Origin of the sequence: Winogradskyella sp. SM1960 (assembly GCF_020179375.1) — a bacterium.
GTDB classification, from domain to species: Bacteria; Bacteroidota; Bacteroidia; order Flavobacteriales; family Flavobacteriaceae; genus Winogradskyella; species Winogradskyella marina.
Genome location: NZ_JAICBG010000002.1, coordinates 347086 through 367581, shown reverse-complemented (window position 1 = coordinate 367581; position 20496 = coordinate 347086). Strand labels below are relative to the sequence as shown.

Below are 20496 nucleotides of genomic sequence, written 5' to 3'. Positions count from 1 at the left end.
AATTAGCACTCTAATATTTTAAGCGAAAACTGAATCTCAATATTTGGTGAAACCTTTACCATTCCCAACATTTTAGTTGGTGCGGCTAAACCGAAGTCATTAATATCTAATGGCAATACACCACTTACAATTAAGTCTTCATCGTTATTTACAACAATAGGAACAGTATAAGTCCTTACCTTATTACTTAAAGTAATTTCTATTAGTGCTGACGTTGAATTCTTAACCGACTCTCCTTTTGAAATCTCTTTAAGTTTAAGAATTATTTCTGGATATTCTTCAGTGTTAAGCAGTTTATTAAAATCTCTATTTATAGCATTACCACCACAATTAAATTCTAAATTAGGAAGTGTTAATTTGGTGTCATTGAATTTAATTCTTTCATCATAAGCATTGTATTTAATACGTATTCCGTCTGAAATAGTAGTTATATCAAAGTTACACTCAAAGGTACTTACATTCGTTTTTCCTTTAATTTTTACATAACTATCAGTGGATAATACCACTGTTGATTCTTTAGATTCTACCTCATTAAAACCTATTAACGTAGATCCTACTATAAATAATATAATATATGATACTGTTTTAAGCATAATTGAAAGATAAAAAATAAGACCTTCATCACAAAGATGAAGGTCATATTAATAAAACTAACTCTTAGAAGCTTATTACTGCCTCTAACATAAGACCATTAAACTCACCATCTTCAAACTGATCTCCCACTGCATAATCATTATATGTTTGACTAACATATTCTGCTTTCATAAGTACATTTTTAGTCATAAACCAACCTGCACCTAATTGAAATCTATCAATACTTACGTCATCTCCGCTAGCTAACTCTGCACTTACAGTGTTATAACGTGCTCCAAAGAATACATTTTCAGTTTCACCAAATCTGTAAATTACTTCACCTGCATACTGATCTACATTTCTTCTTTCTGTTTCTGTAGCTAATCGTTTTCCTGAAGTCATTTCAATTGTACCAAACACTTCTAAACCACCATACTTTACAAATGGGTTAATCATAATTGCAGTAATTTGATTGCCGTAGCTTGGATCAAAACGACCAGATCTAAATGCTGAAGATCCAGGCTCTTCCATTACGCTATAATATCTAGATCCACCTCTATCCGCAGAGTATAAATATACGTTTGGCGCATAACCTGTATTGTATAAAGATCCTGTTAATCTAAATCTAAAGTCATCGTTAATTTGCTTATCGTAACCTAATTTTGCTAAGAAAGCAGCTCCTCCAGTTTTACCGTCAGAGGCAACAACTTTTTGGTTTAATTTACCGTTTGTAAATCCAATCATACCAAATAAGCCCATGTCTGTTGTGTAATACACTTCGGCACCAACTTCTGTTGTAAACGAATCCATAATTAAGTTGCCAACAAATGGGTTGTGAATTGCTTGAGCGTTATCTGTTCTTCTAAAGTGTGCATCACCATAGTTATTCTCCATATGACCAATTTTAATTGTCGTATGTTTCATTAGGTCTGCCATAAATCCTTCAGAGATAAAATCTAATTTATCAACCTTAAAATAACCACCTTTTACATAAGGTTCTGGGTGGTGACGTGAAGATAAATACGTTCTTAAATGCATACTTACACCATCATAAAGAGCTACATCTAAATCTAAATTAGCTGTTGCTAAGTTAAAGTTACTTCCTATCTCGCCTAATGGCACAGCACCTGAATTATCATGGTCTAAAGCTTGAAACTGAAGTGCAAATGACCCTCCTACTCTTACGTATAAATCTTCAAAAGTTGTAAGCGTATCTTTTGGTGCTTCAAAAACATTAATACCTCTTTGATCTGGTTGCCTATAATTATCTAGGTCTCTTTTTGACGTCGTTTGTGCAGATATAGAATACCCCATTGTAAGTACAATGACAAGTGTTACGAGTTTTAATACTGATTTCATAATTATTAATTTTAAGTTGATTTGATATTTGATTTATTTTTAATTGAATACAGATTTGAATACTATTTTAATTTTGTTTCCGGTTTTAATAGTACCTAATAAAGCTTTTGGTGGATCGATTCCAAAGTCTGTCATTTCGAATGATTTTTCACCGTTTAGTAAAACCTTATTGCCTTCTAGTTTTACTGACATATCAAGAGAAATAGTTTTAGTAACCCCAGAAATAGTCATTTTTCCTGATACAGAAGCCTTAAACGATTTATCGGCTAATTTTTCTATTTGTTTAACAGAACTAAGCGTGAAGTTCATAGTCTTATGATCGTCCGTATTTAAAGCTTTATAAGTGTTTTTGTCCATTGAAGACTTGCCACTTTTAAGACTTTCTGCTTCTACAGTAATGTTAAGACTACTAATCTCTAACTCATCAGCGTTTGTGATTACTATTTTACCAGACTGCTTTTCTGTTTCTAATACCCAATCGTGTAAAGACGATGTACCATGCACCTCCAATACTGATGAAGAATTATTTAATGTGAAACTTTGAGAAAATGCTACCTGAAAAGAAAATAGACTACTTAGAATAACGGTTAGGAAAAATACTGGTAATTTAAATAAATGTATCATAATAGTAATTGCGTTTTTATGTTGGTGCAAAGATTGCCACAAAAAGCATTTTAAATTATGACAAAAGTCATATTGAGCATATCTGTTAAAATATTACCAAAAAACAGCGTTAAAAATTGAGCACAAAAAAAAGCCGAAGTAAATTACTTCGGCTCTATAAAAAAAAGGTAGTTTGTTTAGTTATAACTAGATGTAGCTACTTCAAAATCAGCATCTTTAGCAGCTAAATAACGCTCCGCGTCTAATGCTGCCATACACCCCGTTCCTGCAGCTGTAATTGCCTGTCTGTAAACATGATCTGCAGCATCTCCACTCACAAACACACCTTCTACATTAGTTTTGCTTGTTCCTGGCACAGCATTAATAATATAACCGGTTTCATCTAAATCTAAATAACCTTTAAAAATATCTGTATTCGGTTTATGACCTATTGCTACGAAAAATCCTGTGGCTTCGATTTCGTGCTTTTCATTGGTTTGGTTGTTAAAAACTCTAACACCAGTAACCACTTGTCCGTCACCTAACACTTCATCAGTTTCAGTATTATATAGTATTTCAATATTTTCAGTATTCTGAACACGCTTAGCCATGATTTTTGAGGCTCTAAACTCATCACGTCTAACCAACATCGTTACTTTTTTACAAAGTTTAGATAGATAATGTGCTTCTTCACAAGCAGAATCTCCGGCTCCTACGATTACAACCTCCTGATTTCTGTAAAAGAAACCATCACAAACAGCACAAGCGGATACTCCACCACCTAATTTTAAATATTTTTGTTCAGAAGGTAAGTTTAAATATTTTGCAGAGGCTCCTGTAGAAATTATAATGGTATCTGCATGAATTTCTTTCTCTTCATTTACCCATGCTTTATGGACATCCCCAGAAAAATCAACCTTTGTAATCCAACCATGACGTACATCTGTACCAAAACGTTCTGCTTGTTTTTGTAACTGAATCATCATTTCTGGACCAGTAATACCTTCAGGATAACCTGGAAAATTCTCTACATCATTTGTAGTGGTTAATTGACCACCTGGTTGTTCTCCTTGATATAAAACAGGAAACATATTTGCTCTAGACGCATAAATTGCAGCTGTGTATCCTGCAGGTCCAGATCCTATAATTAAACACTTTACTTTTTCAATTGTATCAGACATATTTTGTATTTTATTATATAAAACAAAAGTAGGTTTTTTGTTCAAATCCTTACAATGAAGTTATTAACAGTTCTTATAACATCATATAATTTATGAATCGAAGTAATTTCTCCTTATAATTTCGTACTTTAAAGGTGATTAACAGTAACACCTTAGAAATTATGACGTATAAAATACTACTTTTAAGTGCAGCCTTGGTGTTTATATCTTCTTGTAAAGAACAAGACCAAAAGGTTGCAGAAAACATTGAAACGAAAAAAAATTCAGAGAAACTTAATCTGAAAGGCACTTGGGAACTTGTCGGTTTTTATAATTATATAGATAATAAGGTTGTAGACTCTTTTTCTAATAATACCATTTCTAGACAAGTTAAAATGTACACAGACACAAAAGTTATGTGGTGTAAGCTTTTAAAAACCGATTCTATTGAGTTTTTTGGCTATGGTAATTATAGTTATGGAGATGGGACATTAACTGAAGAATTAGAGTTCGGTTCTGCTTTTATGAATGAAGTTATCGCAGAGCAAGAGGAATTTAATTTTATACTTGAATTAACTGAAAATCGTTTCGAACAAATTGAAATTGATGAAGATGGTAATAAAATTTATTCCGAAAATTATAAACGTGTAGAATGATTAGAAGTAGGAAACTAAAACCCAATGCGTCTTCAAAAATATAAAGCAAAATAAAATGAATCTAAAAACCTGATAATGTCTAATCTTTTGATCCATAAAAATAGCCAAAGACATTTTATCGTCTATGGCTAGTAGTTTTTATAGGTATATATATTTGAGGTATTTATTTCTTAATAACTCCTTTTAATAAAGACAGTACAAAAAGTACTATAAATATAAAGAATACTATTTTAGCAATTCCTGCTGCTGCTCCTGCAATGCCACCAAATCCTAGTATGGCTGCTATGATTGCTATTATAACGAATGTGATTGTCCAACGTAACATATTGTTTTGGTTTTAGTAATTAGTCTTTGAAATTAGCTCGTCTAATTCCTCATACTAAAGATAACCTGAAAATCACAGTATTCTTGACACAATAGGCAAGATTCCTAACTCATATAACATATTGATTTTAAGCGAAAAAAAGGCATCATACATAACTATATGACACCCTTTTCAACCTAACCTATTTTTCTTCGTTCTTATTGAATATCTTCTAATGCGTTTATCTTAGATAATCCATTATTAATTGCCAATTTCTGCGATTGTAATATAGATTTAGTGCTCATTGGAAGACTTGTTTCACTTAAGACATCGTCGTATTCTTCAATAGCAGCTTTTTCTCCTCTAATAGCTTCATTTAACATAGACTCTTCATCATTGGCCGAAAATAAACTTTTCACATCCATCCAAGCTCTGTGAGCCGAACCTGTTATACTTCCGCCTTTATCAACATCTTGATTAAAACTTCTGATTTCCTCTTTTAATTCTCGTCCAAAATTAAGACGCTCTTGTGCTTTGTTCTTAAAGTAAGATCGTAACGAAGTGTTTTCAATATTCTCTGCTGCTTTGGTAAAACCTTTTTCAGCATCGTATGTTTTTTCTAATAAGTTATTTAATTTGGTTCCGACTTCTTCGGTATAAGTACTCATAATATAATTGCTTTTAATGTTTATGGCACTTTAATTTATAGATGTGTACCACTTTACATCTTAATTCTTAATCAGTCATTCAAAGTTAACGAAACACCTATGGGTAACTTAATGCATAAGCTATTAGGATTAACTCAATTACACGGCTGTTCTTTAATATAAAGCCTTACCTATGTTCCTCCATGTAAGCATTGTATTTTGTAGCTAAATCGTCTTTTTGTTTTTCGGTTAAAACTTTACCAGATAATTGAAAAAATGTTTTTTCTTCATCCTCTAAATGATGCTCTACTTTATGCTTTAAATCTTTGGCAATTTTTAACCATGCAGAGGAGTCCATTTCTGTTTTTTCTAATTGTTCAATAAGCTCGTCAATTTCATGATGTTCTGCAATGCCATGCCTAGCATGTTCTTGCATCATATCGGATGGAATTAATGGTTTATAAAAATGTCGTTCTTCGGCATTAGCATGCATATCGAGTTCCTTTCTTAAGTCTTTAAAAATCTTAGTGCGTTCTTTTGTATCTCCCGATGTCTGAATTAGTTTATCTAAAAGTTCTCTTTGAATGTCGTGATCATTTCTTATAGCTTCGTATATGTTCATTTCTTAGGTATTTGGTTAATTACTCAAAAATAATTCTTTGATGCTCAGTTTGTTTGCTCAATAGATTTAAAAATTAACTTCAAAGCCTGAAAAAATTAAAATATCTTTCTAAAATTAAGTTATCTTTACTTTTTACAAATCATTCTATTTGTTGTTGTCTAACATTGAGGTAGATTTATTTGAGAAAACAATAAGAGCGAGAGCCTTCTGCTAACAGCAGGCAAGATTAACTATTGAAGTGTTAATTTAACACTATTGTTAAGCGAATAAATTATGACAGAAATAGCGATAAGTGCCGAAAAAACCAAGGACATTATAGACCAATTGCAAACTAATATTGGTGGAGAAATTTTAGAACGTTGGGGAGAATGTACGCTCGTTGTAGATAACGAAAAAGCTAAAGGAACTGTAAAGATTATTCCTTTTGATTGGGGCGTAAATCTTATGATTTATGATATTGAATTTTACAATGATGTTGTTATAAAATTTAAAGCTACAGAATTTAACCCTGTTCGTTTTATATACAATCTTCAAGGCGAATTTCTACATCGATTTGGTATTCAGAGTAAAGAGACATTAATTGAGCAGTTTCAAACATTAATTTATACCAACAAAGCAGACGGTTTCAATTGTTTCCACTTTAAAAAAGGAGTAAAAATAGAAACGAATATTATTCAAATTGTAAGAAAAGATTTCTTAAATAAACGCACCACTAAAGTATCTACATTAAACCAACAACTGCATGAAGTGTTTGTTGATACAGCTCACGAAAACCGTTTTTTACATCATGGAACGCTTAATCTAAAAATGGCAGATCACGTTAAAAAATTACACAACACCAAAACTAAAGGCATGTTGCGTATTTTAAAAATGGAAGCCAAAGTTTACGAAATTTTATCGCTACACATTCAACAATACAATAAACAATCTAAAGGGGTTGAATTACCAACATCTTTGGTAAAAAGTGAATTAAAACGCATTAGAAAAATTGGCGAAAAAATATTAAAAAATCCTTCTAAATCGTACAATTTAGAGGATTTATCTGCAGAAACAGGCTTATCGCAAGCCAAGCTTCAAGATGGCTTTAAATTTTTATACACGCGAACTGTAACTGAATTTATTAGACACGTAAGATTAGAGCAAGCTAGAGATTTACTAAAAACTACGGACTTAAATATTTCGCAAGTAGTTTACTCTATAGGCTTTACCAGTAGAAGTTACTTTTCTAAAATTTTCAAAGAAAAATTTGAAGTTTCACCTAATGAATTTAAAATGCAAACTCCTTCTAAAGTTAAGGTCAGTTAGTGTTATTTTTTAAAAAACCACTTTTTTATTAAAGCTATAAAACTGTATTTTCCAGTTAATTTTAAGGCGGAACTTATCCAATTCATTGGTTGTAAATCTTCTTTAAATTCACTTTTGGTCAGTTTCAATTCTTCCCATGCGATATCACGCTCTAGTTTAAAACGTTTTAAATCGGTTTCAATATCTTCAAATGATGTGTATGTCTTCATATTAATTGAAAAATTTTAGTCCTACTCGTTTTATAATCATCGTATTGAATTTTGCTCTCAACAAATAAATAATTACCGATAACAAAACGTAAACAAATCCTACGATTAAAAATCCGAGTGCAAAGCTATTTAAGGCATCACCTATTTCTAATGCTGCAGCGATAGATAAAAATACCAACCCTGCAAACAAGAGACTTCCAATAGCCAACACTTTAGTCACTAAACTTAATGACAATGTTAATTGCTGAAATATTTTGAGTCTAAAATATTGGTGAGACGCTCTAATATAGCGCTCACCAATATGTGAAGCTTTACTTGTGGTTTGGTTTATGTCGTCAAAAACACTCATCAATTAGGCTTTTTTCTGTAAATTCTTATTCTTAGCTTTTAAGTCTTTTAATTTAGCTTCAAGCGTCGTTATAACATCTTCTGCCTTATAACTTGCGTTAGAAACTATAGACTCTACCTGATGATCTAAATTTTCTCTGTGAGAAGAAATAGTATTACCTAAAGAATCTCTTAAGTCAGATGCTTTATCTGTCATTATATCTCTTTTCGCCGCAGCTTCATCTGCAATTTTTTGTCTTGTTACACTACCTTTATCTGGCGCAAATAAGATTCCTAAAACTGCTCCTACTGCTGTTCCTGCTAAAATTCCTAAAACTGTATTTCCGTTATTACTCATGTTGTTATGTTTTTTTAATTAATTTTAAAATTCAGCGCCTTGCTGTGTTTCAAATATAAGCGAAACACGAACCATCGCTTAACTCTTTAGATATCGATATTAGCTGAAATGCTATTTACTATTAGCGTCAAAGATTTTAGTAATATGATTAATCATTTGAATTGATAACATTTAATTTTGAAGTACACCTTTTATTATGAAAAAAACGACGAAAACTTATAACCCTTACAATGGAAATCATCTTGAAACCTATATGCTAGATTCTAAATCGCGATTAGATGAAAAATTAGACTTAGCAGACCAGACTTTTAAGACTTGGAAAAACTTTAAAATTGAAGATCGATTAAATTTATTAAAAAATCTTGCAGATCAAGTTTTTGAAAATAAAGCAGAATTAAGCCTGCTTATGACATCTGAAATGGGAAAACCAATTACAGAAAGTACAGCTGAAATTGAAAAGTGTATTTTACTGATTGACTTTTACATTAAAAATGCCGAACAGTTTTTACAAGACGATATTATTGCAACTGAAGCGCATGAAAGCTTTATTAGTTACGATCCTTTGGGTTGTGTTTTAGCTATTATGCCTTGGAATTATCCGTTTTGGCAAGTGTTTCGATTTGCAGTGCCAACATTAACAGCTGGAAATGTTGCACTACTTAAACACGCATCAAACGTGACTGGATGTGCCATTGCCATTGAAAAATTATTTATAAATGCTGGCTTTCCAAAAGGTTGTTTTCAAACTTTAGTCACAGATCACAACGCTATTGAAGAGCTCATGGAAAACGACATTGTGAAAGCTGTTTCTTTAACAGGAAGCGAAAAAGCAGGTCGAAAAATAGCTGAGCTTGCTGGTAAAAACCTAAAACCTTCACTATTAGAATTGGGAGGAAACAACGCCTGTATCGTTTTAAAAGATGCCGATTTAAATCGGCATATGGACACCATGGTTAAAGCACGAATGCAAAATTCTGGACAAAGCTGTATTGCTGCCAAACGATTTATAGTTGTTGAAGACATTTATGATGAATTCATTTCGAAATTCAAAACTAAAGTTGAAGCCTTACAGTATGGAAATCCAACTGAAGAAAATACAACCATGTCGTGCTTAGCGCGTGAAGATTTAGCGGAAACTCTAGAAGAACAAGTCCAAAGCTCAATTGATTTAGGCGCAAAAGTGCTTTTAGGCCATACACGAGAAGGCGCGTATTACCAGCCAACTATTTTAACGCATGTCACTAAAGACATGGCCGTTTTCATAGAAGAAACATTTGGGCCAGTTGCAGCGGTTATTAAAGTTAAATCTGAAGATGAAGCTTATAAAACAGCCTCAACCTCTAAATTCGGATTAGGCACAATGGTATTTACAGCAGATTATGAAGCCGCCTCAAAACGGATTTCAGAAATTGAAGATGGTGCATTTTTCATCAATGATATGGTAAAATCTGATCCAAGATTACCATTTGGAGGTACAAAAATATCAGGTTATGGTCGTGAATTATCTAAAGAAGGTATGTTGGCATTTGTCAATAAAAAAACCGTTTATATTAACAACTAAAAAAACTAAAACACTATGAAATTTGTAAAAGACGAAGACGAAGAAAGAAGAGACTATATCTTTCAAAAAGACGAAAAAACCAAATTTGGAGCTAAGTTTATAATAATTGTACTAATTATTCTCGTAGGTGCAGTTGTAGCTTCAGGAATACACTTTGAGTGGTTTTAAAGTTCTAAAACAAAATTACTTTTGACGATTCAGTTCTTTTGAAGCAATAACACTAATAATTAATATTTGTGTTGCATGAAACACCATTATTGGTAATAATATAATCCCTAAGGTTGCCATATTTCCAAATAATATTTTAGAAAAAACAGTACCGTGAACTAACGATTTTTTAGTGCCACAAAACTGTGCTGTAATTTTATCTTCTCGACTCAATTTTAACGTTTTAGAAATAAAACCTGTTCCTAAAAACGCCACCATAAAGAGCAGCAATACACCTACAAATATGAAGAGTAAATCTACAAGTGAAACAACTCTAAAAATACCATTATAAAAAGACGCGGCGAAACTCTTATAAATGATCAATAAGATAATAGACTTATCAAACAGTGTTAATTTACTGCTATGCTTACGAGCAAATTCACCAAAATAACGCTGTAAAAAAAGTCCTATAATTACAGGGAGAATAATTTGAACTATAAGCTTTATGTAAATCTCCGTAAAATCAAAATTTGTTTGCGCAGGATCTACAAATAAACCCATCCATAATGGTGTAATGGCAATACCTATAATGCCAGAAATACTAGCATTAAAAATAGCCGCAGGAATATTACCCTTTGCCATAGCAACCATAACTACAGAAGAGGACACCGTTGACGGCAATGCTGCCAAGAAAAAGAAGGCTAACCAAATGGTTTCCTGTTCCTGATTTTGTATTAATGGTCGAAACAATAAAACCAATAACGGAAACATTAAAAATGTGGCGCCTTGTACTAGCAAATGCAGCTTCCAATTTTTAAGACCAGCTTTAAGTTGGGTAGGGTTTAATTTTAATCCATAGAAAAAGAATATTAATGAAATACCTATCGCGCTAATAGTATCGATGGGAATTTTACTTTCAGGAATGCCCCATTCTGGAAAAAAGTAAGCCATTAGTATAACCACTATTATAGATAAAACGAATTTATCAATCTTTATATTCATATAGAGCTGCTGTATTTCTAACTATTAAATAATGTGCTACGTACTTCATGCTCGAAAATAATATCAATTATTGATAAAAAAGACATCTCATGATTTTAATTTTTTAATTTTAAGACGCTTTCACGTAAATCCATTAAAAGATAGCGTCCTAATACTTTCCAACTTAATAATTAGGAGATTTTCAAAATATTCAAGACCTTTGCATTGTGAAAACAGCGGCACTCTTTTTAGCATTATTTATGCTTCTAAAACCAACTATTCCCTATGTGGAATACGCCGCTTTTTATGACTATATTAAAGATGAACTTTGCGTCAACAAAGACGAACCTGAACTATCTTGTAATGGTAAATGCCATTTAAAAAAGGAATTAGCTAAAGCTTCAGATTCCGAAAAAAGTAGTGATAAAAACCATACATCATCTTCTGAGCAACAAGTCGTATTTTACCAAGATATCTTCAAAAACAACTTGGTTTTCATTTCTAAAGAACAAAACGCTCCAATAGAACCAACGTATAACAAAATCTACAAATTCGATTTCACGAGTTTTGTCTTCCATCCTCCGCTTGTCTAGTTTAAAATAGAAACTCAGTAACTTTTAGAACCTGTATAAAGCAAAATGCGATGTCATTGGGCTACGCCATACCTCATATGTTAATATTTACAAATAGTAAAAAAATAGGTATCCGTATCGCTTTAGTGTAATTATTGCATAGCTATCCGCACGACTTATTTACTCGTAGTTTCTATCCATTTCCTGTAGTTGTAACTAAAACAGTTCCTGTTTTATTACGTACCTAACCTGCTACTATGCTGTTTTTTTTAAACGGCAACAAGTAACAGTGTTAGAGACGACTACAATTTTCAAGTTTTTTTAATAAGACATTATTAAGTGATGAAAAACATTAATTTTTTTGTGGCTGCAATAGCACTTGCAGTGACATCATGTACAATAGACAAAACCGATTACGAAGCAGAAATACGCACAGAAGTCATAGAGCATATCAATTTTGAAGAAGTCGTTTCTATATCAGAGAACGATTATCAAATCAGTATTGAAGCTTTAAACGGCACCTTCTATAAAGGCTATAATGAGATTCGTGTAAACATAACCAATACTCAAACTAATGAAAATTTAAGCACTTCGGATGTTACGTTTTTACCACTCGTAACCAATTATAATGGAAATAACAGTTCTTGTCCGCATCAATATAGTTTAGACTATAATACTGCAGAAAACTATTATGATGGATATGTTGTATTTACGAACATAAGTAATGATTCCGATCAGTGGAAACTCTATATGTCATTCACAGACAATGGTGAAACATACGCAGTAACGCAGAACATATTGGTGGAAGAACAAGTGAACAAGAATTTAAATATGACCACCTTTACTGCAAATGATGGCGAACAGTACTTTATCGCTTTAGTCGCTCCTCAACAACCTAAGATTGCAGAAAACGAATTGGTTGCAGGCATCTACAAATACAACCAACCCACTAATGAACCAGGAACATTTCCTGATCCTTCGCAGTTTTCTTACACAGCAGTTTCGGATTACACTTTATTATTAGATCCAAGAATGCCAGAACCTTCAATGGGAAATCATTCCTCACCTAATAATGAAGATTTAACACAGCAAGATGATGGCTTGTATTATGGAGTGGTTAATTATACGATGACCGGAAACTGGACCCTAAATTTTAGATTACAGAATCAATTCGGTGCGATTATTAAAGGCACTGAAGTTTCAACGGAATTTACACCAGGTGTTGAAGGAGCAAGAAGTGAACTACATATTGACATATTATTTTAATAATGATGAGATTTAATACACTATTCATAGTATTATTTGTCGGTCTTTTTTCTACTGCGCAAAACACAGAGAAAAAGAAAGACAGCATTATAGCGCTAGATGAAGTGCAATTAATAACTATGATTAAAAAGAAAATTGAAACCGACATGAAAATGGCCGTTTCAGTCGATGAGTTTTTGGCATCATCAGATAATATCAGTTTCATTAAACGTGGTGCTTTTGCATGGGAACCTTTATTAAATAACATGAGTTCGGAACGCTCAACAATCACTATTGATGGGATGCATGTTTTTGGAGCTTGTACAGATAAAATGGATCCTATTACCTCTTATGTGGAGAGTAATAATTTAGATGCCATAGATATAAAATCTGGACAAGAAGGTAATATGCATGGAGCAACCGTTGCAGGAAGTATTGATTTGAAACGAAAAAGCACACCTTTTAATCTTCCTAAAAAATGGAATGGAGCTTACCAAACCGGATTTGAGTTTAATAACAAACAGTTTTTCAACTTAGCGAATGCTTCATATTCTTCCGATAAATTTGTTGCCGATGGAAGTTTAGCCTACCGAAAAGCTGAAAATTATAGTGATGGTAATGACGACGAGGTTGCGCATTCGCAATTTACAAAATTCAATGCTTCACTTGGTTTAGCCTATAAAACGAGTGACTTATCATCTGTAAAAGTTGAAGCGATTTACGATGAAGCTAAAGATGTTGGTTATCCTGCGTTACCTATGGATTTATGGTTATCTAGAGCGTTAATCACCTCAGCAACTTACAAACAATTATTTGAAGAAGGCCTTGTGAGAGCTTGGGACACCAAAGTTTATTTTAATGCCATAGAACATTATATGGACGACACCACACGTCCAGAAAATCTGGTCCACATGGATATGCCAGGTTGGAGCACCACTTATGGTTTGTTATCTAATATTAATTTACAGAGCAATAAATTGAGTTCAGAAATTCAACTGAATGCTTATAACAATTTATCTACTGCAGAAATGCGCATGTATCCACAAGACCGAAGCGAACGTACCATGTTTGCCTACAGTTGGCCTGCTGTGACAACAACCTTTGCAGGACTTTCAATCAACAACGCTTGGGAGATTTCAGATCAAAGTCTACTGAATTTTGGTGGATCTTTAGGTGTCAATTACAACCATTCAAAATATGTAGAATTCAACTGGATTTTTCATCCTGGAACACCTCAAGAAAAAACGCGACTACTACCTAGTTTACACGCAGGCTATGAATTAAACATTAATAAATTCGATTTTTCTGTAGGTGGTGGTTACGGCCACAGAGCACCTTCAGTTTCCGAAGGTTATGGTTACTACATTTACAATAGTTTTGACCGTTACGATTATATTGGTAATCCTGACTTAAAAAATGAAATTTCTTATGAAGGCAATGCGAGTGCTGGTTTCACAGATAACAAACTCAGTATTCAAGCGAAGGTAAATTACTTCTATATTCAAAATTATATTATTGGTAGAATTCTGAGTTTAGGAAGTCCAATGAACTACCAGTCTGTTGGTGTTAAAGGGTATACCTCTTTAGATTATTCAACCTTATTTAATTTTTCACTGAACGGTAGCTATTCTATTTTAAACAACCTGCACTGGAAAGGCACACTTACCTATGCTCGTGGACAAGATGATAATGGTAACAATTTACCATTTATTAGACCATTAAGCTATCAAACTGCATTGCATTATAAATACAATAGGTTCAATTTTCAAACGTCGATTAATGGCGATTTAGAACAAATTAATTACAGTCCTGAATATGGTGAAGACCAAACACCTCAGTACACCATTTGGAATTTATCCGCAGATTACACCTTCAGAATTGCAGCCTATAGAACCGTAGTCCAAGTCGGCGCAGAAAATATTTTAAACGAATACTATAGTACGTATGCCGATTGGGGAAATATCCCAAGAATGGGACGTAATATATTCACCTCTTTAAAATTCAATTTCTAAATAGATGCAAAAAGTTTTTAGTTATATAATGACCTTTATTTTCCTGTTTGTTGTGTCTCAGCAAGCGGTGGTCATTATGCACTTTAAACTCAACCAACAAGCGATTACAATAGAGCTTTGCATCAACAAAGATAAACCTGAGCTAAAATGTAACGGTAAATGCTATTTAAGTAAAGAGTTGCAAGACACCGAGCCATCCGATTCTGAAAAAATAATGAATACCAAAAATTTAGATTTGGCGTTTGAGTCCAACCCCGAATTTGAAATAGAAACTCCTAACCTCATTAACAACAAAGTTATGGTGGGTTACTTAGAGTTTCATCATTCGGAGCCTTATCTAGAAATTTTAGTTCCACCACCAATGCAACAGGCGAATTTTAAACGCACTTAATATTAAAGAATACCAATTAACATAAATTAAAACAATGAAAAATCTTAAAAATTATATTTTATCAGCAGCTGTATTAGTTGCCTTCATGTCTTGTAGTAAAGATGATGATAATCCTGTTGCAAACAATGTAACATTAGAGTTCAACAACACCTTTGGTGATACTCCTATCGTTCTTGGTGATGCGACATCGAGTACTGCGACTAAAAACACGTCGGAAGCAGGACAAATACACCATTTTGAAGAAGTAAAATACGTTATTAGTAACATCCGTTTAATAAAGGCAGATGGTACTGAAATCCCTTATAATGTAAATGATTTAGATAATGGCGCTACTGTTGTTAATCAATCTAATTCAGAAACCTTAAGTTATGTAATGAATGATATTCCGGTCGGTGATTATACTGAAATTAAATTTGGTTTAGGAGTGAAATCTGAATTGAACACTTTAGATCAAACAAGCTTTCCAAATTTCTATGCAAATGCAGGAGAAAATGATACTGAAATGCATTGGGAATGGGGAACTGGATACCGTTTTACAAAAATTGAAGGATTCTATGGTTCAAGTAATGATGATTTGTCTATCCATTCAGGAAGTACTGTAGAAGGAGAAGAAGGAAGTTATACGCAAGGTGTTGATGCCTATAGAGACATTGCCTTAACGCTTCCGACTACGGCAGTCGTTGGTAATAGTGCTCCAACAATAGCAATCAAAGCAGATTTTGACTATTTATTAAGTGGTCAAAGTCATACTATAACACTAGGTGACAACAATGCAACACCAAGTATTCATACAGCTGTTGAAATGACTAAGTTTGTAGACAATCTTGGAGGTGCTAGCACAATTGATAGTACTGGAATGTTCTCTATCATTAGTGTAAACAACTAAACCTTAATTTTAGAGTCGCCTGAAACACACTATTTAGGCGACTCTATTTTAATTTTCATGCCCACAAATAGCTTCAAAATGAAAAATATAGTATCTATTTTAGCTGTGATTGTATTAGTAACATCCTGCAGTAATGATGACAATTATGAGTCTACTCCTTTTAATAATCCTGAACTGAACATAAGTATACCTGAGGGTTTTCCATTGCTTAATAATTCCTTTTACACCAATAAGCCAACAACTTTTGGCGTTGAATTGGGTGAAAAACTATTTTCAGAAAAAAGATTTAGTACCAATAATACCATTTCTTGTTCAAGTTGCCATATTCAAGCTCATGCTTTTGGAGATAATAATGCGCAAGCCATAGGAATTGAAGGCAGAGTTGGATTAAGGAATACACCACCAATTCAAAATTTAGCATTCCTAAATTTTTACAATTGGGATGGTAGTAAGCTTCAACTAGAAAATCAGCCTTTAGTACCAATTATCACCCATGAAGAAATGGACTCTTCGATATTAGAAGTCATCAGTAAAATTGAAAATGACGCTGAATATCAAGACTTGTTTGAAAAAGCTTTTGGTGATGCAGACATTACCTCAGAACGCATTTACAAAAGTATTGCACAATTTGAATACACATTAATTTCTGCCAATAGCAAATACGATCGTGTGAAACGAAATGAAGACAGCTATACCCAAATTGAAGCAGAAGGCGCTTTAATTTTCGAACAAAAATGCGCGAGTTGCCATAGCTCTGAATTATTTACCGACCAAAGTTTTAGAAATATTGGTTTCCCTTTAAATACTGATACTGATGAAGCCGGACGCGCTAGAGTAACAGGTGCTATTGAAGACTATATGAGTTTTAGAGTCCCAACGTTACGAAACATTGAGCACACAGCACCTTACGGAAGTTTTGGTCAATTTGCGACGTTACGAGCCGTTTTAGATTATTTTGACAATGGTGTTATAGAAGCAGATAACCTCGACCCTATTTTAAAAGCTAACAATAATAGAATTCCGCTTACGGAAGTAGAAAAAACAAGTTTAATCGCTTTTATGAAAACCTTAAGTGACAATGAATTTTTAGGCCTAGAAAATTAAGCACAGTTTTTACAAACACCGGTTAAAACACAATTGACATTTTGGACCACATATCCTTGCGGAATAGAAAAACTAACTTCACTGGGAAGGCATTCTAATGTTTCACAAACTGTACATTTAAAATGATAATGTTGGTGTTGTTTGTGAGTGTCATCACAGCGATCGCATAAGGCAAAATATTGTTTACCATCTTCAGCAATAACTTTATGCAAAATACCATCATCACAAAAACGATTTAAAACCCGATAAATCGTAGCTCTGTTGATATCAATAGGAATCTCCTGCTCTATGGCATCTTGACTCATGGCTTTTCCAGCTTTAGTCAACACATCTAAAACCGCTGATTTTGTTGGTGTTTGTCTTCGTTTCATGTTTAATGCGAATTGTTTGCAATATATTAATGCGACAGCCTTGCAATATTATAAATAAATAATATCTTTGCAAATCATATATACAATATACACGTTATAATTTTTAAACGTTGTATGGTAGCGTATTTTTAAATTATTAAGATTGTTTTCATTTTAATGAAATTTAGTCACCTAAAAAATAGTATCACTTTTTTGTTCCTTATCCTTTTTCTCTCGATGAAAATGGTAGGGCTTCATGCACTAACGCATGATGACGATCAAGACCATGCTTTACATTGTGCTATTTGTGATAACGCTACAATCAATAATTTAACTCCTGCTCTAACTCCAGACCCATTAGAATTTTCTATTGAAAATACAGAGTTGGTCTTGTATAGAAACAGTACTACACATTACGAATTTGTAATGTCTAATACTATTGCTACAAATCAATTACTTTCCAGACCTCCACCTTTTACACTATAAGTAATCCTATACATTTTTTATTATTTAAGCTGTGATCAGTTTGCAACAAAGCGCTTCAAGCTATCTATTTAGATTCTAAAATTGAGCTAGATCCTAGGTTCTGCTATTCATGTTTTTTAGAAGTTTCTAAATCGTTATTAGCAACAGCTATTGAAACACTTCTCATTGATATTTTAAATAATACAAATGCGTATAGGTTTTGTTAAAGTTCGCTCTTAAGAACACATTATCAAATCTTATAGTATCTCATTATGTTATACAAAATGCTGAGTTTATGGCTATGTTTTAGCCTAAGCTCAATGGTATTTGCTCACGATTCTTTTCAAATAAAAGGAACTATTGCAGATGCAAAAACATTACAACCCTTAGAGGGTGTCAATATTATTGGCGAAAACCAATATTCAATTTCTTCCGCAACAGGAACATTTACCCTAAATAATGTTTCTAAGGGCAGCTATTGCTTAACCATATCGCACTTAGGTTACACCTCGCAAACGATTTGTATTGAGGTCGGTCCAAATACGGAAGTGCTTGAGGTCTTTTTAGAGGAGTCTACAACGGCGCTTCAAGAAGTGGAAGTCAACGGAAAATCTAAAAAAAGAATCAACAAAGAATCTCCAGTGGTTTCTGAATTGGTATCCAAAGAATTTTTGGCTAATAACAGGGAAAACAGCTTAATGCAAACCTTAAGTAAAATTCCTGGAGTGAGTACCATAAATATTGGTTCAGGACAATCTAAACCCGTCATAAGAGGCTTAGGGTTTAATAGAGTTGCTGTAGTTCAAAATGGAGTAAAACACGAAGCACAACAATGGGGAAATGACCATGGATTAGAAATTGATCAATATGGTATTGAAAACATCAAAATTGTAAAAGGACCTGCATCTTTAGTTTACGGTTCAGACGCTATTGCTGGTGTTGTAGATATTCAATCTAACCCTATTCCTTTTAAGCACTCTTTTAGTGGAGATGTTAACCTTTTAGGAGAAAGTAATAATGATTTGCTAGGCATTTCGGCAGGTGTAGAAGGACGAAGTCATAATTGGTTTTATAGAGGCCGATTAACTTATAGAGATTATGGGGATTACAAAGTGCCTACAGATAAGATTAATTACGAAAATTACGTCTTTACGTTGCACGAGAATAATTTGCGTAACACTGCAGGAAAAGAGGCCAACGGAAGTCTAAGTTTTGGTTATGTTTCAGACCGCTTTACAACGGAAACGACGATTAGTAATGTGAACTCGAAAAACGGTTTTTTTGCCAATGCTCATGGTTTAGAAGTCAGAACCTCGAGTATCGATTATGACCGTTCAAATAGAGATATTGACCTACCTTATCATAAGGTGAATCATTTTAAGGTGACCAATAACACATCGATAGAATTAGATCATCACACGATTCAGCTAGATTTAGGCTTTCAAAATAATTTAAGAGAAGAGCATTCTGAACCAACTCCTCATGGTTATATGCCTACTCCACCAAACACAAAAGAACGTGGATTTCATAAAAACACCTTTTCCTTAAATGTAAAGGACGCTTTTGAGCCTTTTAACAAACACCATGTTGTTGCAGGAGTAAATCTAGAATTTCAAGATAATAGCATAAGTGGTTGGGGATTTTTAATACCAGAGTACACGCGTTTTACAGTGGGTGCATTTGCTTTTGATCAATATGAAATCCATTCCGACTTACATCTTTTAGCTGGTGTACGATATGATTACGGACAAATAAACAGCAAATCTTACTCTGATTGGTATCCATCTACCATCAACAATCCCAATGGTACGACCTCGTATGTGTATTTGCAACGTGCACAAGATAAAACACTAGATTTTGGAAATGTCAGTGCTTCTGTAGGGTTAAGTTACATTCTAAATAATACCACCTTTAAAATTAATGCAGGAAAAAGTTTTAGAATGCCACTACCTAATGAACTGGCTTCAGATGGCGTGAATTATCACATGTATCGCTACGAACAAGGTAATCTCGATTTAGATCCTGAAGAATCCTATCAATTAGATATTGATATAGACCATACCACAAAAGATTTTAGCGTAGGTATTAGTCCGTTTATCAATATTTTCGAAAACTTTATTTATCTAAATCCGACGTCTAACTATTACGAAACCTTACAGATTTATGAATACACCCAAAGTAAGGTATTTAGAGCAGGTGGCGAACTTAGAGCAAGCACAAGTATTATTAATAATTTACAATTAGATGCTTCAGCAGAATATGTGTATTCCAGACAAACGAGTGGTCCTAAAGAGGGCTTTACTATTCCGTTTTCCCCACCATTATCAGGATTATTTTCAGCGCGTTACCAATTTAAAGATGTACTATTTTTTAAGGAACCACAACTAACTGCCGATTATAGAATTACAGCAGCACAAGATGAAATTGTACCACCAGAAGAACAAACAGATGGCTATCAAGTTTTAAATATGTCGCTACTCACAGACATCAACTTATTTAAAGCAAAACAGCCTTTAGAATTAAAGTTTAAACTCAATAATGTCTTTGACACTAAATATTTTGATCACACAAGTTTTTACCGCTTAATCGATGTTCCTGAAGCAGGAAGAAACATCTCAATAGCATTAACACAAACATTTTAACAACCACAATTAAATTA

At 33.3% G+C, this 20496-nt stretch carries 24 protein-coding genes; 12 read left to right on the top strand and 12 right to left on the bottom strand.

The window, feature by feature from the left end; genetic code table 11:
• Positions 1 to 2: 2 nt before the first annotated feature.
• The 4 genes from K1X16_RS07570 to trxB all read right to left on the bottom strand — a co-directional run bounded on the left by K1X16_RS07570 (position 3) and on the right by trxB (position 3716).
• Positions 3 to 593 (bottom strand): YceI family protein, encoded by a 591-nt coding sequence (locus K1X16_RS07570; RefSeq protein ID WP_225035637.1) that lies wholly within the window; start codon positions 591 to 593, stop codon positions 3 to 5.
• 64 nt (positions 594 to 657) lie between these two features.
• A complete protein-coding gene (locus K1X16_RS07565) occupies positions 658 to 1932 on the bottom strand; it encodes a hypothetical protein (RefSeq protein ID WP_195872036.1) in 1275 nt (424 codons plus the stop codon).
• A 39-nt stretch (positions 1933 to 1971) separates the two neighbouring features.
• A complete protein-coding gene (locus K1X16_RS07560) occupies positions 1972 to 2556 on the bottom strand; it encodes a YceI family protein (protein ID WP_225035636.1) in 585 nt (194 codons plus the stop codon).
• Positions 2557 to 2732: 176 nt separating this feature from the next.
• On the bottom strand, positions 2733 to 3716 hold the full coding sequence (gene trxB / locus K1X16_RS07555; RefSeq protein WP_195872034.1) for a thioredoxin-disulfide reductase: 984 nt from the start codon (positions 3714 to 3716) through the stop codon (positions 2733 to 2735).
• Between the two features lie 161 nt (positions 3717 to 3877).
• Between trxB and K1X16_RS07550 the strand changes: the two genes are divergently transcribed.
• Complete coding sequence (locus K1X16_RS07550) at positions 3878 to 4351, top strand: hypothetical protein (protein ID WP_225035635.1); 474 nt, start codon at positions 3878 to 3880, stop codon at positions 4349 to 4351.
• 163 nt (positions 4352 to 4514) lie between these two features.
• Here K1X16_RS07550 and K1X16_RS07545 read toward each other — a convergent pair whose 3' ends face one another.
• From K1X16_RS07545 to K1X16_RS07535, 3 genes are all read right to left on the bottom strand, one after another.
• Positions 4515 to 4676 (bottom strand): DUF1328 family protein, encoded by a 162-nt coding sequence (locus K1X16_RS07545; protein WP_195872032.1) that lies wholly within the window; start codon positions 4674 to 4676, stop codon positions 4515 to 4517.
• Between the two features lie 197 nt (positions 4677 to 4873).
• Complete coding sequence (locus K1X16_RS07540) at positions 4874 to 5323, bottom strand: ferritin-like domain-containing protein (RefSeq protein WP_225035634.1); 450 nt, start codon at positions 5321 to 5323, stop codon at positions 4874 to 4876.
• Positions 5324 to 5489: 166 nt separating this feature from the next.
• Positions 5490 to 5924, bottom strand: coding sequence for a hemerythrin domain-containing protein (locus tag K1X16_RS07535; RefSeq protein WP_195872030.1), 435 nt, complete (start codon positions 5922 to 5924; stop codon positions 5490 to 5492).
• Between the two features lie 273 nt (positions 5925 to 6197).
• Between K1X16_RS07535 and K1X16_RS07530 the strand changes: the two genes are divergently transcribed.
• Positions 6198 to 7229: a helix-turn-helix domain-containing protein gene (locus K1X16_RS07530; RefSeq protein ID WP_195872029.1), complete on the top strand. Its 1032-nt coding sequence runs from the start codon at positions 6198 to 6200 to the stop codon at positions 7227 to 7229.
• Positions 7230 to 7231: 2 nt separating this feature from the next.
• Here the strand turns inward: K1X16_RS07530 and K1X16_RS07525 are convergent, their stop codons facing one another.
• The 3 genes from K1X16_RS07525 to K1X16_RS07515 are packed head-to-tail and all read right to left on the bottom strand — an operon-like array spanning position 7232 to position 8123.
• Positions 7232 to 7438, bottom strand: a complete 207-nt coding sequence (locus tag K1X16_RS07525) for a DUF6327 family protein (RefSeq protein ID WP_195872028.1) — start codon at positions 7436 to 7438, stop codon at positions 7232 to 7234.
• A 1-nt stretch (position 7439) separates the two neighbouring features.
• Positions 7440 to 7787 carry a hypothetical protein gene (locus K1X16_RS07520; protein WP_225035633.1) on the bottom strand — a complete coding sequence of 116 codons (348 nt, stop codon included), beginning with the start codon at positions 7785 to 7787 and terminating at the stop codon, positions 7440 to 7442.
• A 3-nt stretch (positions 7788 to 7790) separates the two neighbouring features.
• A complete protein-coding gene (locus K1X16_RS07515) occupies positions 7791 to 8123 on the bottom strand; it encodes a YtxH domain-containing protein (protein ID WP_195872026.1) in 333 nt (110 codons plus the stop codon).
• Positions 8124 to 8319: 196 nt separating this feature from the next.
• Here K1X16_RS07515 and K1X16_RS07510 point away from each other — a divergent pair, with 196 nt between their 5' ends.
• Together K1X16_RS07510 and K1X16_RS07505 are read left to right on the top strand one after the other, a co-directional pair.
• The gene (locus K1X16_RS07510; protein ID WP_225035632.1) at positions 8320 to 9684 is read left to right on the top strand and encodes an NAD-dependent succinate-semialdehyde dehydrogenase; all 1365 of its coding nucleotides are present in this window, start codon (positions 8320 to 8322) and stop codon (positions 9682 to 9684) included.
• Positions 9685 to 9699: 15 nt separating this feature from the next.
• Positions 9700 to 9852, top strand: coding sequence for a hypothetical protein (locus tag K1X16_RS07505; protein WP_195872024.1), 153 nt, complete (start codon positions 9700 to 9702; stop codon positions 9850 to 9852).
• A gap of 15 nt (positions 9853 to 9867) precedes the next feature.
• On the opposite strand, the gene K1X16_RS07500 is transcribed toward K1X16_RS07505, so the two are convergent.
• Positions 9868 to 10833 (bottom strand): bile acid:sodium symporter family protein, encoded by a 966-nt coding sequence (locus K1X16_RS07500; RefSeq protein WP_225035631.1) that lies wholly within the window; start codon positions 10831 to 10833, stop codon positions 9868 to 9870.
• Between the two features lie 206 nt (positions 10834 to 11039).
• Between K1X16_RS07500 and K1X16_RS07495 the strand changes: the two genes are divergently transcribed.
• From K1X16_RS07495 to K1X16_RS07470, 6 genes are all read left to right on the top strand, one after another.
• A complete protein-coding gene (locus K1X16_RS07495; protein WP_195872022.1) occupies positions 11040 to 11405 on the top strand; it encodes a hypothetical protein in 366 nt (121 codons plus the stop codon).
• Between the two features lie 321 nt (positions 11406 to 11726).
• On the top strand, positions 11727 to 12650 hold the full coding sequence (locus K1X16_RS07490) for a FixH family protein (RefSeq protein ID WP_225035630.1): 924 nt from the start codon (positions 11727 to 11729) through the stop codon (positions 12648 to 12650).
• A gap of 2 nt (positions 12651 to 12652) precedes the next feature.
• Positions 12653 to 14641: a TonB-dependent receptor plug domain-containing protein gene (locus K1X16_RS07485; protein ID WP_225035629.1), complete on the top strand. Its 1989-nt coding sequence runs from the start codon at positions 12653 to 12655 to the stop codon at positions 14639 to 14641.
• Positions 14642 to 14645: 4 nt separating this feature from the next.
• Positions 14646 to 15032 (top strand): hypothetical protein, encoded by a 387-nt coding sequence (locus K1X16_RS07480; RefSeq protein ID WP_225035628.1) that lies wholly within the window; start codon positions 14646 to 14648, stop codon positions 15030 to 15032.
• A gap of 34 nt (positions 15033 to 15066) precedes the next feature.
• On the top strand, positions 15067 to 15918 hold the full coding sequence (locus K1X16_RS07475; protein WP_225035627.1) for an MbnP family protein: 852 nt from the start codon (positions 15067 to 15069) through the stop codon (positions 15916 to 15918).
• A gap of 78 nt (positions 15919 to 15996) precedes the next feature.
• Positions 15997 to 17022: a cytochrome-c peroxidase gene (locus tag K1X16_RS07470; protein WP_225035626.1), complete on the top strand. Its 1026-nt coding sequence runs from the start codon at positions 15997 to 15999 to the stop codon at positions 17020 to 17022.
• Here the strand turns inward: K1X16_RS07470 and K1X16_RS07465 are convergent.
• Positions 17019 to 17393: a Fur family transcriptional regulator gene (locus K1X16_RS07465; protein ID WP_225035625.1), complete on the bottom strand. Its 375-nt coding sequence runs from the start codon at positions 17391 to 17393 to the stop codon at positions 17019 to 17021. The two genes, K1X16_RS07470 and K1X16_RS07465, sit on opposite strands and share 4 nt — an antisense overlap.
• Positions 17394 to 17615: 222 nt before the next feature.
• On the opposite strand from K1X16_RS07465, the gene K1X16_RS07460 reads away from it, so the two are divergent.
• Positions 17616 to 17858, top strand: a complete 243-nt coding sequence (locus K1X16_RS07460; protein WP_195872015.1) for a hypothetical protein — start codon at positions 17616 to 17618, stop codon at positions 17856 to 17858.
• A gap of 299 nt (positions 17859 to 18157) precedes the next feature.
• Complete coding sequence (locus K1X16_RS07455; protein ID WP_225035624.1) at positions 18158 to 20479, top strand: TonB-dependent receptor; 2322 nt, start codon at positions 18158 to 18160, stop codon at positions 20477 to 20479.
• Positions 20480 to 20496: the final 17 nt, after the last annotated feature.